Genomic DNA, 14,986 nt, shown 5'->3' on the forward strand with positions numbered 1-14,986 from the left:
CTATTCTCACTTTCTCACTTCACGTAAACTGTTCATCATAATGGCAAATGCCGCCTCTGGATCAATCTCTCGCAGCATGCCCGCGGCATACAGAACATAATCCGCGTCAATAAAGGTCCTTCCACTGTCAGGCAGCAGTTTCATAAGCTTACGATCCCTATCAGTTTTAAACACTTCACCTAAAATTTCAGCAGGGTTTTCACTATTGACAATCGGACCTCCCGTTCCGATTACCGTGCGCACCTCCTCCAAATTCTTTCCATGCTGCAGATACGGGCAAATCTTAGACGCAACCGCCTCAATATACCCTACGTGTCTGCGCATAGCGATATTGGCCGCATATCTGGCGATTCTCTGGTCAATTTTTAGCTCTTTTTCTCTGGATTCTGCATCATCCGCCGGTAGAAATTTAATATCGTCCAATCGTTTATCAATGGAAGCTCGCAGCTCATCCACCTGCATATCCAAATCTCTCGCAGCAGCTTCATATCCCGCAGCCTCCAGAACCAGATTTGACGATTCTCGCATACCCAGATCGCCTTCTACCGTACGCTTTGCATACGGCTCCGGTGTTCCGACAATTTTTGCGCCCTGGGCGCCCAACGGATAACAGTAACTATGAATATCCGTAGTAGCGCCTCCAATATCTACAATAGCTAACGCACCTAGCCCCTTCTGTTCCTTTGTTCCCAGGGACAAAAGTTCTCCAGCCGCAAGTACCGATGCCGGAGTCGGCATAACCAGACGATCGATTTCCTTGCGAATCTTATCCAGACCCTTTCCGTTCGCAATTCGGTCCAGAAAAATATTCCTGATCAGCTCCTCTGTCGGCGTAGATGCAATCACATCTACATCAGGTATAATATTTTCTACCAAAAAGCATTCTTTGCCCGCTTGCTGAAACAAAAGGCGAACCTGTCTCTGCAGCCTGCTGTTGCCCGCATAGATCACTGGCATCCGGCATGCGCTGGCGGCAATACGCTCCACATTATAAAGAACTGTCGTTACATTTCCGTCTTCATAACCTCCGCAAATAAGCAAAATTTCCAAATCCATGCTTTCCAGCTGACAAACGTCTTCCTCCGAAATGCGTCCCGAACAGATTTTTAAAATCTTTGCTCCCGCGCCGAAAGCCGCGTTTTTCCCCGCTATTACAGATAAGGTAGGTGTCAATCCTACGACGGCCATACGCAATCCGCCTGCAGCGCTGCTGGTAGCCAGCTTTGCTGCGTTTTCAAATTCCTTTTCACCGATTTCAGCGCGAATCTGATCATAACAGGTTGCCAAACCGCGCCGCGCGTCACTGAAAACCGTCGACGGAGCTTTCGTAGTAAAAACAATCTCTCTCCGTTTCAAATCAGCAACCGCCGCCTTGGTATATGTACTTCCAAAGTCCAGCAAAATCGCTTTGTCCATCGCAATACCTCCACTTAAACAGTTGAAAAAAGCGAGCCCGCCATTTAAGCAAGCTCGCTTTTACATTGTCACTCAAATAACACGACTATTGTCATTTTATTTTTATATTACAGCATTTACGCGGTTAAAACACCCGCTTCTTCCAGTTCTTCCTCTGTCGCCGCCGGGCAGCACTTGCCTGTAATCGCCCAGAGAATAGTGAAGAACGGAGTCAAGAACCACATGAAGTAGTAAGGCATATACGCGCCTACAGAAACTCCCAGCGTCTGAGAACAATACACGCCTGAGATACCCCAAGGTACCAGTGGCTGCTGTACGCAAGCCGCGTCAGAAATAGTTCTGGAAAGAACAGTACGGCTGATCTTCAATTCATTATATCTATACTCAAATGCTTTTACAGGTACGTATCCGCCAACATACGGGTCTCCAGAGAAGAATCCAAGAATGGTACTGGAGATCAAAGTGGAGATAATAAGACCCGCTCTCTTTTCGATCATGCCCTTCAGACGTTCTACGATCTTAACCAGAACGCCGGTTCTGTCAAGCGCTCCGCCCATTGCAAGCGCACACATGATCAAAGTCATGGTATAGGTCATACCCTGCAGTCCGCCTCTGTTACAGATCTTCGTTACTTCAAAGATGTCAGATTCAACAGAGAAGCCATACATCATGTTGCCCAAAATGTCGCCGATCGATGCGCCCTGTACGAAAAATGCGATTACGCCGCCGGCCAACGCGCTGATGAACAAGGAAGCAAATCCCGGAAGCTTCAGTACGATGGTGATTACCAGAACTATAAGCGGAATCCAAAGCGCCGCGTTGAAGTTGAAGACACCGTCCAGGCCATTAATAGTAGTCATAACTGCCGCCTCATCGATACTGGAAGCATTATAGCCAAGTCCAATGATGAAGAACGCGATTGCTGAAATGATAAATGCAGGGCCGCTGGTGTACAGCATAACTCTCGCGTGTTTATAAATGTTTACCTTACATACGCCGGAAGCAAAGATTACATAGTCAGAAACCGGCGACTGCTTGTCTCCAAAGAAGGAGCCGCAGATGATCGCGCCTGCTGTAATTGGTTCAGGAATACCGATACCGATGGAAATACCCATGAACGCTACGCCAATCGTTCCGATCGTAGTCCAGGAAGATCCTGTCAAGCTGGATAAGATACCGCACATGACAACTACAAAGCCTAAGAACCAGGAAGGATCAAGAGCTTTTAATCCCAGTACGATAATATACGGAATTGTGCCGGCTGCCATCCATGTAGCAATCAACATACCGATAATACAGATAATAACCAAAGCGCCTAGGGAGTCCGCGATGGATTTGTAAATCGATGACTCTAAATCGCTCAGCTTAATTTTGAGTACGCCTCCGCCGTAGATAACTGCCGCCATCGTTACAAAGCAAAGTGGGATATGCGCGTCCAAACCCAGGAAGATAATTCCATATCCCAAGATCGCGATACTAATCAGGAACATGATCAGGGAACTTCCGAACGACCCTTCTCTTTCCACTCGTTCTCTTTCCACTCGTTCTCTTTTTATGTCGTTTGCCATAAAAATTCCTCCTTAAATTGATAATAAAATAGCTATAACCCTTATCCCGAGTATGCGTCGCCAGCTAAACATTTCCTTCTGTTCTTATCTTCACACGATAGGTTAAGCCTGGCGGTTTTCCCTTTTTACATATTGAGAATACCATTTTTGGATTCTTGTGTCAAGATTTTTTAGAATACAAATTTCAATTTTTTGAATTTTTAATCACGCATAACGTCGTTATTTTTCATTCCTTTCCTCGCGCATCTTTATATAAACCTCTATTTTTCAGTAGTTTTCAAACACTTTTTTATTTTTCGTTTTATCGGCGCATCCGTTTTTTACTTTGCTTGGCGCATTATTTTTTAAAAAATTTCAGTTTATCAAATTCCGATATTCGGATTTATTTCTTTTTTATTTGACCATGCACAAATAGCCTACCGCGATTTTTCATTAGATAAAACCGCGGTAGGCGAGCATTTACGCACTAATATAAAACCTTTACAGTGTCGAAACAAATACTAATTATATCTCACTCCATATTCAAGACGATCACCCAGAATGCACTGTACAGTATCCACATTGCCTGGAGGACATCCCATCACGTTACGGAAACCGAATTCATCGGCGAGCTTCTTCGTACAGATGCCAATGCAAACTGTATTTTCCGGCGTAGCATCTTCCGGTAAATCAGCTGCAGTGCAAGGACCTACGATGACATTCATGTTTTCAAGGTAAGGGAATAAATCCTGAGCCTTCATATCCATCAGGGAACTGATTACTGTATTTCTGCAGCCCGTGCAGGCCTTTTCATCAAAGATCAGACGATAAGATTCAGGCAGTCCTTCAATCTCCACTTCACACGAACGCTTAAATCTGCTTTGCACATCTTCAATCTTTTCACCGACCACTTGTATCTTAGACAAATCCTTCTCGCCCAGACCTCTGTTATACGCGGCGACCGTGATACCCACCTCATCGACTTCATAGCCCATGATCTTACTAGTTACAGCTTCACAGGCCACCAAATCCTTTGAGCCGATAATCAAGTCCATCTCCTTGGTCTCTCCAAAGATCGGGCCAAGTCCTTGCTGTCCAAATGTACCGTCCACAATTTCCAGCACTGGCTTTACGGTCTGAATAATATCGCAAACGCCTTCCACCAGTCCTAATGTATGCAGACGCTTTTTGTTCACATCAGAAATCAGTCCTTTGCAATTCTTCATGCCTAAAGTGACTTCAGTCTGATCGTGGGTTTTCATAACCGGGACTGTAATGATCGCATCCGCATCGCGAACCAGCTCCCAGGAACTAAGTTTTTCTACAATTTTTCCATTCTCTACAGGAAGATCATATTTCACACTGTCCTCAGCTTTCAGGTTGATGACCGGAATCCCCTCGTCACGCAAATCCTGATAGCCGCACTTCTTAATGACCGCTTCTGTATCAGCGCCGGCCGCAGCAGACTCTGCGATAACCGGATCAGCTCCTATCGCCTTTACCGCCTCATAGATCGCCTTGCATACTTCCCATCTGGTTACACCGCCAGACAATCTTTCCGTAGGCGTGGCCACCAGATTCGGCTTGATGATCACCTTATATCCAGGTTTAATAATATCCTCAAGTCCGCCAATCTGTTCGATCACCCGATCGACCGCAGCCTTGATATCCTCGTATTCATTGCCTTTGGTTTTAACTATAGACACTACAGACATTTCATACCTCCATTTATTTCACATTTTATCCAAAACAACGTTCGCTCCGCTTCCGCGCAGCGAACGCCACACCTTCAATATCATTATAAATGATATTTTTCGATATTCCTATCAGCGATAGCTTGAATTTCATTAACAATATTTTCATATTCCGCTGATTTCAAATGTTTGTACCGCTTCTGGCGGAACAAAACATCCTTTACAGGAATCTTTTTAATCTTCTTTGACGATACCAGTTCTCCGTCCACATACTCAAAGATCGGGAAAAGACCTGCGTTCACAGTATCTCTTGCCATCTCAATCGCCTTTTCCGAAGGAAAACCCCAGCCCAAATTGCACGGCGTCAATACATGAATATAAGCCGCGCCGTTAAGTTCCATCGCTTTCTCCACTTTTTTCTTCAGATCCTTCGGGTCAGAAACTGTGGCTGTAGCGACGTACCGAATGCCGTGTTCTCTTGCGATCTCCGGCATATTTTTCTTATATTTCAGATTGCCTGGCGACGCGTCACCCTGCGGACTGGTAGTCGTCGTAGCGCCGTAAGGCGTTCCGCTGCTCCTTTGTACGCCTGTATTCATATATGCTTCGTTATCGTAACAGATATAGATTACATTATCGTTTCTTTCCAGCATACCGGAAAGAGAACCAATTCCGATGTCATAGGTGGATCCGTCGCCGCCGAAGGCAACCACCTTTGTATTGGCTTTATTTCCATCCTTGGCTTCCAGAGCGGCAGCAATACCGCCTGCCACAGAAGGAGCATTTTCAAAGAGCGGCGTAATCCAAGGCACTTCCCAACTGGAATAGTTAATCAGAGAAGTAAACGTCTCAAGACAGCCCGTCGCCGTTACCGCAATTACATTTTTTCCTGTCGCTTCGAGCACTTTGTTCACGCAGAGGGGAACCGTACATCCTGGGCAGGCTTTATGGCCGGAAGCCAGTAAGTTCTTTTTTTCCGTCATCTCATTCACCTTCCTATTCTACACAGTATTCATTGAGGTTGACGTACTGCACCTCTTCATCAAGAATATTGCCGGAATTTACTTTCAGCAAATCCTCATAGATCTGTTTAATTACTTCTCTATTCAGCTCCTTACCGCCAATGCCTGCAATATAATCCTTAAGCGCCGGCTTTTCCTTCATATTACAGAAGTATTCCTTCACATCCATACCGACGATACCGCCGCGTCCAAGAGAAATCGCTTTGTCAATAATACCTACAGCCTTCGCGCCCGCGCACGCCTCCGCAATTTCTTTGCCAGGGAACGGTCTGAAGCTTCTGATCTTTACCAGACCAACCTTCTTGCCTTCTGCTCTCATCTCATCGATAGCGCACCGAATCGTTCCTACTACAGAACCCATCGCCAGCAAAATGACGTCAGCGTCTTCCGTCATATATGTATCGATCACGCCGCCATAATAATGCCCGAACTTCTCTCTGTATTCTTCCGCAACCTCATTGATCACTTCCTTCGCGTTTTCATGGGCACACATCATAGCATGCTTATATTCCATCAATTCCTGTTCATCTGTAAACACACCGTAATTTACAGGAGGAAGCGCCGGATCAAGCTTCTGATACGAGTTGATCGGGCCGCCGAGGAACTCCTGTATATCTGCATCGTCAAACAGCGTAACAGGCTCAAACGCATGGGTCAGCACCCATCCATCCATACAGATCATCATCGGAAGCAATACCTTATGATTTTCCGCGATTTTAAATGCCTGAATATGCGCGTCGTATGCTTCCTGAATGCTTTCCACATGCATTTGCATAAAGCCGCAATCACGGAGAGCCATCGTATCTGAATGGTCAGTCAGAATACTGATCGGAGGCGAAATCATTCTGTTTACGCCAGTCATAACGAGCGGTAGCCTGTGCCCAGCAATGTTATACAGCACTTCCGTCATCAAAAGCAGTCCCTGCGAGGATGAAGCCGTATAAGATCTTGCGCCAGCAGCAGCAGAACCATAGACAAAGGAAGACGCAGAAAACTCTGAATCCACGTTGACGTATTTTCCATGCAAGCTGCCATCAGCGGCAAAATCAGACAAATATTCAACAATATGGGTCTGTGGGCTGATCGGATATGCTGCAATGACGTCCGTTTTACAGGAACGAATTGCATTAGCAACCGCCATAGACCCTTCCATTACTTTTACGGTTTTATTCATCGCCTACACCTCCATCGTAATCGCTTTGACACGGCATTCGTTTGCACAGATACCGCAGCCTTTACAATAAAACATATCTATATGCGCGCCGTTTTCATCTACCGCGATCGCGCAGTCTGGGCAGAATTCTGCACAGATACCACATTTCACACATTTTTCCTGATCTACTACAGGCGTAATCTGACGCCATACACCAGTACATACGTCTTTAGAGCCGCCACCGATACAGGTCGCGCCAACTGTCAGATGTCTCATTTCATCAACCTTCCTTCTTAAGCGTTCACTGCATCGTAAGCCATACGAGCAGCCTTTATATTTCCTTCTGCAAGTTCACCTTCAAAACGTCCGCGAATGGTTTCTTCCACCGCCTCCAGAGATACTTCTCCGGTAATTTTCGCGAATGCGCCCAGAAGCACTGTATTCATGATTGGTCTTCCCAGCGCCTCGATAGCAATTTTCGTCGCGTCGATAGTATACACCTTCAAATCATCTCTTTCACAGTTGAAAGAAGCATCCGGCGTATTCACGATGACGATTCCGTTCTCTTTGATTCCTGCATAACAATCGACAACTTCCATGATGGATGTGTCCTGAATGATTACATAATCAGGATATTGAATTCTTTCCCTAATCTTTACCGGTTCAGAATCAATTCTGGCAAACCCCTGCACCGGAGCGCCTCTCCGTTCTCCGCCACCGCCTAAAAACGGAAAGGCCAAAGAATACTTTCCCTCTCTGAACGCGGCGATGCCAAGCAGTTCAGCAAGTACGACAGAGCCCTGTCCGCCGCGCCCATGAATTCTAATCTCTTTCATAGTTTCCTCCATACTTCTATCATAAATTTTCCACAAAAGCCTTTATCCTGCGAAGTCCTTCCTCGATATTCTCTTTGGACGTTGCGTAAGAAATCCTCACGAAGCCTTCACCGGCGCTGCCAAATCCAGAACCAGGTACAACGACTACATGCTGTTCCTCAAGCAGTCTGTCAGCAAATTCTACCGAAGTAAGCCCCGTTTTCGTAATATTTGCGAAAGCATAAAAAGCGCCCTTCGGCGGAAGACAAAAAATCCCGTCGATTTCATTAAGTCCTTTGATCAGAATTTCTCTTCTTCCCGCGTATTCCTTCACCATATCAGCCACCGGCTGCTGCGAGCCGGAAAGGGCCTCTGCCGCGCCGTACTGCGCAGGTGTATTGACACAGGAAACCACATTTTCCTGCAATTTTACCATCATCTTGATCGCTTCCGCAGGACCGCACGCATAACCTACTCTCCAGCCCGTCATGGCATATGTCTTAGAGAAGGTATTGGTGATAAACGTCCTTTCCTTCATGCCCGGAAGGGAAGCAATATGCACAATCTCACCATCGTCATAACGCAAATGTTCATATGCGTCGTCAGAAATGACTAAAATATCGTTTTCTACAGCAATCCTTGCAATAGCCTCGAGGTTTTCTTTCGTGGCTACGCCGCCCGTCGGATTAGACGGTGAATTGAGAATCAAAAGCTTGGTTTTTTCCGTAATGGCTTTCTTCAGATTTTCCGGATCATACATGAAACCATCCTTTTCGTATACAGGAACCTGTACGCAGACCGCTTCATGATATTTAATCTGTTCAATATGATTAGACCAGTACGGGTTGCTGATGATCACCTCATCCCCCTTGTCGAGCACTGCGCTCATAACCAGAAACAACGCTTCAATACCGCCGCTGGTTACCATGATCTCATCTTCCACATCATAGTCCATGCCTCTGCCTTTATAGTGGTCAGAAATTGCTTTTCTGAGAGCGTAAACACCCTTGTTCGGCGCATAGTGCGTTTCTCCGCGTTTCAAAGCGTCTATCGCGGCGTCGACAATTGGTTTTGGCGTATCAAAGTCAGGCTCTCCCAAAGCGAAAGTGATGACATCATCCAGTACAGACGCTTTCGCCACCATGCTTCTAATCGGAGAAAATCCGATTTTCTTACTTTTTTCCGATAAATATTCCTTCATTACCAGTCTCCCTATCATTTGTAATCTGCATTCTCAACAATCACAGCCGTACCCATGCCGCCGCCCGCGCATAAAGTCGCAAGACCGTACCGTACGTTTCTTCTTCTCATTTCGTGGAGCAGCGTTACAACCAATCTGCAGCCTGAAGCGCCTACAGGATGTCCCAAAGAAATTCCGCTTCCGTTTACATTGGTAATTTCTCGATCAAGCCCTAATTCCTTTTCGCATCCCAGATACTGTGCCGCAAACGCCTCGTTTACTTCCAAAAGTCCCAGATCCTCCTGCTTAATCCCCGCCTTTGAAAGAGCCTTTTTTACTGCCTCAACAGGGCCTAATCCCATGATCTCAGGTTCAATACCCGTTGTCGCGACAGCGGCAATTCTTGCCAGAATCGGCAATCCCAGTTCTTTAGCCTTTTCTTCTTCCATTAGGAGAACTCCGGAAGCGCCATCATTCATGCCAGAAGCGTTTCCTGCTGTTACAGTGCCCCCCTCCTTAAAAGACGGCTTCAGTTTAGACAGCTTTTCAAGGCTCGCGTCTCTCTTTGGATACTCGTCTGTATCATAGATAACATCGCCTTTTTTATTCTTTACTGTAACGGGAACAATTTCTTCCTTAAATTTGCCCGCGTCGATAGCCGCTACCGCCCGCTGTTGGCTCAGAAGCGCCAATTCATCCTGTTCTTCTCTGGTGATTCCATATTTTTCAGCCACATTTTCCGCCGTAATCCCCATGGCCGGTCCGATACCCAGGTTGGTTAGAGAATCCCACATCGAATCCCGAAGCTCCATGTGACCAAACTTCTGTCCGTAACGGGCGTTGAACACCATATGCGGCGCAGTGCTCATGCTGTCAGCTCCACCCGCCATAATGCAATCAGCCTCCCCAGCTTTAATCTGGTAATACCCCATTTGAATCGCAGACATGGATGACGTACAATTCCGGTGAATCGTAATACCGGGTACAGAGACAGGCAAACCTGCCTTAACCAGCGCTACTCTTGCAAGATTGTTCTCCTTATATGTTCTCTGATAGTTGCAGCCCCAAATTACATCGTCAATCTCAGCAGGATTTATCCCTGCCCGCTGTAATAAATTCTGCATAACTGGTATGGACAAATCCAGTGACGTCAGAGTCTTGAACTGACCGCCAATGACGCCGATCGGCGTTCTGGCGCCAGCTACAATTACTACATTCCGCATCGTCTTTTTCTCCTTATCTTCCTTTATAAGCAGGCTTCCGCTTTTCAATAAAAGCGTTCATGCCTTCTTTTTGATCTTCTGTAGAAAAGAGCCCCGACCAGAGAGCCAGCTCTGCCTCAAGTCCTGCGTCCATATCCGCAGCTTCCAGACCTGCCGCGACAGACTGTTTCGCGGTCCTGAGGGCAACCGGGGCTTTTCTCGCCAGCTTTTCCGCCAGCTTCTTAGCTTCTTCAAAGAGCTTATCGTCTTCTACCGATTGGTTCACAAGGCCAATTCTCTCGGCCTCCTCGCCATGCAGGCTCCGTCCTGTGAAGATCAATTCTTTCGCCTTCGCTTCACCGATCAATCTCGGCGCAGCGATCGTTCCTCCCGCGCCTGGCATAATACCAAGGTTAATCTCAGGAAAACCCAGCGTCGCACTCTTTGAAGCAAGTCTCAGGTCGCAGGTCAGAGCAAGCTCTAATCCTCCGCCGAGAGCATAACCCTCAATCGCCGCGATCGTAGGAATTTGTAGTTTTCTAATCCGATTCATCACATGTACAAAAGAAAAGCTTCTCGCTTCATCGGGTGAAAGATTTACCATATTTTTGATATCCGCGCCAGCCGCGAAATTTCCCCGGCTGTAAAGAATCAATACTCGAATATCCTCTCTCCCTTCGATCTCAGTGACGAGAGCGTCCATTTCATCTATAATCGTACGGCTCAAGGCGTTAAGCGCTTCAGGTCTGTTAATTCCTAAAACAGCAACACCCGTCATCGTCGCTTCCAAATATACCTGTGCCATGACCTACTTTTTTCTCCATTCGTCATAATCATAGAAGCCTGCTCCGGTTTTACGACCCAATCTTCCACTGTCTACCAATCTCTGAATCTGCGGACTTGGTCTGAACCGGTCTCCATAAGCTTCAAATAAGATTTTATCTACATTCAAGTTCAAGTCATGGCTGGTAATATCAAGGAGCGCGAAAACACCCATAGGATGTCCCAATCCATATTTGCAGATTTTGTCCACATCGCTTACAGAGCATACGCCTTCTTCTACCAGACGACACGCTTCCAAGTACATAGCATGGAAAATTCTGTTGAGACCAAAACCAACTACATCCTTTACACGTACCGGCTCTTTCTCGATCCTAGTAAGCAGTTCAACCACTTCGCAAACAGCCTCCTCGTCAGTGAGAAGCGCCGGGATTACTTCCACCAGCTTCATGACGCTGGCTGGCGAATTAAAATGTGTTCCCAAAAATTTCGCTTTTCTTTCCTCGCCTACAGCCGCCGCCAGCCGTGTAATCGATATGCTGGACGTATTGCTCGCAAAAATAGTTTCTTTCTTACAAATTTTATCCAGCTTTCCGAAGATATCATTTTTGACCTCAACAACTTCTAGCGCCGCTTCCACAATCAGATCGCAGTCAGCCAAATCCTCATAACAATCCGTAACAGATACTCTATTGAGAATCACATCCTTATCTTCCGGCATCAGCTTTCCTTTTTTAATATTTTTATCCAGAATTGCCGCCTGTTTCTCCTTGCCTCTTTCGGCGTATTCCAGTTTAATATCGTTCAGAATCGTATCATAGCCTGCTCGCGCGAAGCAGAGGGCGATTTCCGCCCCCATCATACCCGCGCCGATTACACCAATTTTCTCTATCATCATTTTCCTCCGGCTCTCATCAGTCTTTAATTCCGCACAAATTCTTTACGATCTGCTTTTTGGAATTCAAATCATAGTTCGTTCTGATACCGATCTTTTCCATGATTGGAGATCCGCCGCCGTGGATACCGGCAGACATTTCCATACCGCACCACGGAGAAACAGTAAAGTCATCCAGGAAACGGAACAGACGATGCTGATTTTCCGCGCTGATTTCAGGATTCCTCATGATATATTTTTCCATATATCCCTTTGTTTCAGGATTGATCCAATCTCCTTCAAACGGAATGGTCGCTGCAAATCCGCCTGTAACTGAAATAAGGGTTTCATACTCATGCATAATCTTAACACCAGCGTGATATCTTCCGCAGTTACTATAGAGGAAGTTCGGTTCCTTCGCGCCCGACGGCGTTGTCGCCGCAGTTACAGACGCGGCAATACCTGCAGCATAAACCAATTCTGCCGTTGCCATCAAGTCTGCCAAATCGTTCTGAATATGAGGAGCCTTTCCAACGCCGTTATACTCCGCTACAAGCGCTGTCGCGCCGATAAATACGTCTGTAATTGCAGGCTTGCATCCGCAATAGCTGAATCTATGGTTATTCGCAAAGGACAGCGCCAGTCTTCCGCCAAAGTCATACTCTCCGCACATAAATACTCTGTCCCAAGGAACAAACACATGATCAAGAACTGTCATCGTATCGCAGATTCCATATGTATTGTATGGAGCCATCAGCTCTTTTCTAGGATTCGGAGATACAGGTCTCGAAACCAGAGAAACGCCCTCCGCATCTGCAGGAATTGCGAAAGCGACAGCCCAATCAGCGTCTTCTTCTTTCAGCGCTCTCGTTGGAACGACCAGAATTTCATCTGCATACGGCGCGATCGTATTATGCGCCTTACATCCGCACACAACGATACCGTCTTCTCTTTTCTCTACAATACGCATATAAAGATCTGGATCAGCCTGCTGAGACGGTCTCTTGGAACGGTCGCCCTTTACGTCAGTCTGTCCCGCATTACCTACAAGATCATTCTCCTGATACCATGCCAGGTACTTTTTAAATCTTTCATGATAATTCGTTCCATGCTTATCATCAATTTCCTTCGTTGTAACATAGAGAGCGTTGATCGCATCGCAACCCATGCATCTCTGAATGCAGCCGCCGGCCTTTTCACCCAGCTTTCTGATCATCTTCTGCTTTTTCAGAAGGTCTTCTTCTGTCTGATAAACATGTGCAAACCGGTTAATTGTCTCACCGGACAGGTGAGATGTAGCTGTAGCAAGCTCGCGAATTTCCGGATCTTCAGAATGAGCAGCAGCAAAGGTAATTCCTATAATATGCTGTCCGCCCAGAAGTCTTGGGTCGTCTCTTTCTACTAATTCACCGTCGATATAGACGTTTTTTCTCATCTTCTTCAGCTTTTCCTGATACTCTGCAAATGTACGCATTTTTATTCCTCCTATTATAAGTTGCACTTTATATTGATTTATTTTTATCCACCTTGTGGAGTTTCAGCATTTTGGCATGCAATACATAATCCCGAAAAGTTGACGATTATCTCGAGGTTATATAGTCAAATTAGGTCGGCAATGGATTTCAAATTATGATGATTATTGGATGGTTCACCTTAAGGAGTGTTTCAACTATGGTTTTAGCAAAAGTCATCGCCCCTTTTCGGAATTATCTAATTGCAATGCATTTATTCATTTTATTAGAATCGCTTACGCCAGACAAAAGCAGGAGTCCGGCGTGCGCTATTCCCTACTCAATGCCGGCAATTGCCTTCGCCAGCCGTTTCTTTCCTTCTAAATTACCCTGCCTTTGGATCATGATTCTCTGTGCCTGCGGAGAACCCGCGCCATGCATAGACTCCGTTCTGTAGCCGACAGCCGATGAACCGAGGCAGATATTCTCAAGGAAACGCAAGACACGCATTCTCTCCTCAGTTGTACAATCCGCCGAGGCAGCAAAATATTTGTTGCAAACCTCTCCTATTGTCTCTCCGTGTCTTCCCACCGGCATCTCAGATTTAAAATCAGCTTCTGACGGCATAGTAACCATCAATCCGCCGGCAATATCTTCTGCAAGCCGTACAATTTCATATGGAAATCTGGTTACATTCTGCTTACATACGTTAGCCAGCAGCAGGTTGATTTGATAATTACCTGCCTTCGTTTGATTTCCTTCCGCGGAGCAGGCGATGCCGCAGCTGTAAAGGGTCTCATTCAAATGGGTCATCTCAATGAGCTTGTCCTTAATATGCGATGCTTTAGCCGCGCCGTTATAATCCGCCGCCAACGCGGCCGCGCCGATGATCACATCGCCTACGCCGACTTTACATCCACCGTAGGATTGTCTGTGATAACCCGCAAAGCGCTCAACCAGCATTCCCGAAAAGTCGGTTTCTCCATCCATAAATATGTACGCATTAGGGATAAACACATCGTCAAAGACTACCAGCGCTTCTTGTCCGCCGAACTTCTTATTGCCCAGATCTACATCTGCGCCCTTTTCCAACTTTCTTGTATCACAGGATTGTCTGCCATAAATCATATATAATCCATCAGCATCTGATGGACACGCGAAAGAAACCGCATAGTCCTTATCCTCTGGTTTCATAGCCTGCGTCGGCATTACTAAATGCCAATGGGAATTGATAGATCCTGTCTGATGACACTTTGCGCCCCTTACTACGATTCCGTCAGGCCGTCTTTCTACTACGTGAACAAACAAATCCGGATCTCTCTGTTTTGACGGCTGCAGAGAACGATCCCCTTTCGGATCTGTCATAGCTCCGTCTACAACTAAATCTGCTTCTTCAACCATCTTCAGGAATTCCACAAAGTTCTTATGATAAGCCGTTCCATGGGCCTGATCTATTTCAAAAGTCGTAGAAAATACAGCATTAAAAGAGTCCATGCCTACACACCTCTGAAAACAACTGGCCGTCTTCTGCCCGCATAGTCTCTGCATCTTCACCTTTTTCATTAAATCATCCGTACTTTGATGCAGATGATTGAACCTGTTAATCTGCTTTCCGGTCAAGCTGGACTTCACCGTCATCAGATCTGCGTATTCCTCCTGATGAGCAAGATCATATGTCACGGCAACACAATCTATAGAAGGTCTGATCATAGGATGATCAACCCAATTTTCAATTTTTTCACCAAACAAATACACTCTCGTGTTCAATTCTCGTAAGCTTGCGATATATTCTGTGCCTGTCATCAACATTTTTCTACTCCTATTCCATCTTCCAATATCGATTCCAATATTT

The 14,986-nt window shown here is 46.1% G+C and carries 13 protein-coding genes; all 13 read right to left on the minus strand.

The window, feature by feature from the left end:
- Positions 1 to 6: 6 nt before the first annotated feature.
- Positions 7 to 1,416 (minus strand): glutamate mutase L, encoded by a 1,410-nt coding sequence (locus ACPW7J_RS13490; RefSeq protein ID WP_425755431.1) that lies wholly within the window; start codon positions 1,414 to 1,416, stop codon positions 7 to 9.
- A 116-nt stretch (positions 1,417 to 1,532) separates the two neighbouring features.
- Positions 1,533 to 2,984 (minus strand): Na+/H+ antiporter NhaC, encoded by a 1,452-nt coding sequence (gene nhaC, locus ACPW7J_RS13495; protein ID WP_425755432.1) that lies wholly within the window; start codon positions 2,982 to 2,984, stop codon positions 1,533 to 1,535.
- Positions 2,985 to 3,484: 500 nt separating this feature from the next.
- Positions 3,485 to 4,678, minus strand: coding sequence for a DUF362 domain-containing protein (locus ACPW7J_RS13500; RefSeq protein WP_161874715.1), 1,194 nt, complete (start codon positions 4,676 to 4,678; stop codon positions 3,485 to 3,487).
- An 83-nt stretch (positions 4,679 to 4,761) separates the two neighbouring features.
- A complete protein-coding gene (locus ACPW7J_RS13505) occupies positions 4,762 to 5,640 on the minus strand; it encodes a thiamine pyrophosphate-dependent enzyme (RefSeq protein WP_161874714.1) in 879 nt (292 codons plus the stop codon).
- A 13-nt stretch (positions 5,641 to 5,653) separates the two neighbouring features.
- A complete protein-coding gene (locus ACPW7J_RS13510) occupies positions 5,654 to 6,853 on the minus strand; it encodes a hypothetical protein (RefSeq protein WP_425755434.1) in 1,200 nt (399 codons plus the stop codon).
- Positions 6,854 to 6,856: 3 nt separating this feature from the next.
- Entirely contained in the window at positions 6,857 to 7,108 is a 252-nt protein-coding gene (locus tag ACPW7J_RS13515) for a 4Fe-4S binding protein (protein WP_161874712.1), read from the minus strand.
- Positions 7,109 to 7,125: 17 nt separating this feature from the next.
- Positions 7,126 to 7,668: a pyruvate ferredoxin oxidoreductase subunit gamma gene (locus ACPW7J_RS13520; RefSeq protein WP_161874711.1), complete on the minus strand. Its 543-nt coding sequence runs from the start codon at positions 7,666 to 7,668 to the stop codon at positions 7,126 to 7,128.
- Between the two features lie 19 nt (positions 7,669 to 7,687).
- On the minus strand, positions 7,688 to 8,848 hold the full coding sequence (locus ACPW7J_RS13525; protein WP_424960307.1) for a pyridoxal phosphate-dependent aminotransferase: 1,161 nt from the start codon (positions 8,846 to 8,848) through the stop codon (positions 7,688 to 7,690).
- Between the two features lie 14 nt (positions 8,849 to 8,862).
- Positions 8,863 to 10,050, minus strand: a complete 1,188-nt coding sequence (locus ACPW7J_RS13530; protein ID WP_424960306.1) for a thiolase family protein — start codon at positions 10,048 to 10,050, stop codon at positions 8,863 to 8,865.
- A 13-nt stretch (positions 10,051 to 10,063) separates the two neighbouring features.
- Positions 10,064 to 10,834, minus strand: a complete 771-nt coding sequence (locus ACPW7J_RS13535) for an enoyl-CoA hydratase/isomerase family protein (RefSeq protein WP_425755439.1) — start codon at positions 10,832 to 10,834, stop codon at positions 10,064 to 10,066.
- Between the two features lie 3 nt (positions 10,835 to 10,837).
- Positions 10,838 to 11,707 (minus strand): 3-hydroxyacyl-CoA dehydrogenase family protein, encoded by an 870-nt coding sequence (locus tag ACPW7J_RS13540; protein WP_424960304.1) that lies wholly within the window; start codon positions 11,705 to 11,707, stop codon positions 10,838 to 10,840.
- Between the two features lie 16 nt (positions 11,708 to 11,723).
- A complete protein-coding gene (locus ACPW7J_RS13545; protein WP_161874706.1) occupies positions 11,724 to 13,157 on the minus strand; it encodes a 4-hydroxyphenylacetate 3-hydroxylase N-terminal domain-containing protein in 1,434 nt (477 codons plus the stop codon).
- A gap of 313 nt (positions 13,158 to 13,470) precedes the next feature.
- Positions 13,471 to 14,943: a 4-hydroxyphenylacetate 3-hydroxylase family protein gene (locus ACPW7J_RS13550; protein WP_425755441.1), complete on the minus strand. Its 1,473-nt coding sequence runs from the start codon at positions 14,941 to 14,943 to the stop codon at positions 13,471 to 13,473.
- Positions 14,944 to 14,986 lie beyond the last annotated feature (43 nt).

Origin of the sequence: Ihubacter sp. rT4E-8 (assembly GCF_049852125.1) — a bacterium.
Lineage (GTDB): Bacteria > Bacillota > Clostridia > Peptostreptococcales > Anaerovoracaceae > Senimuribacter.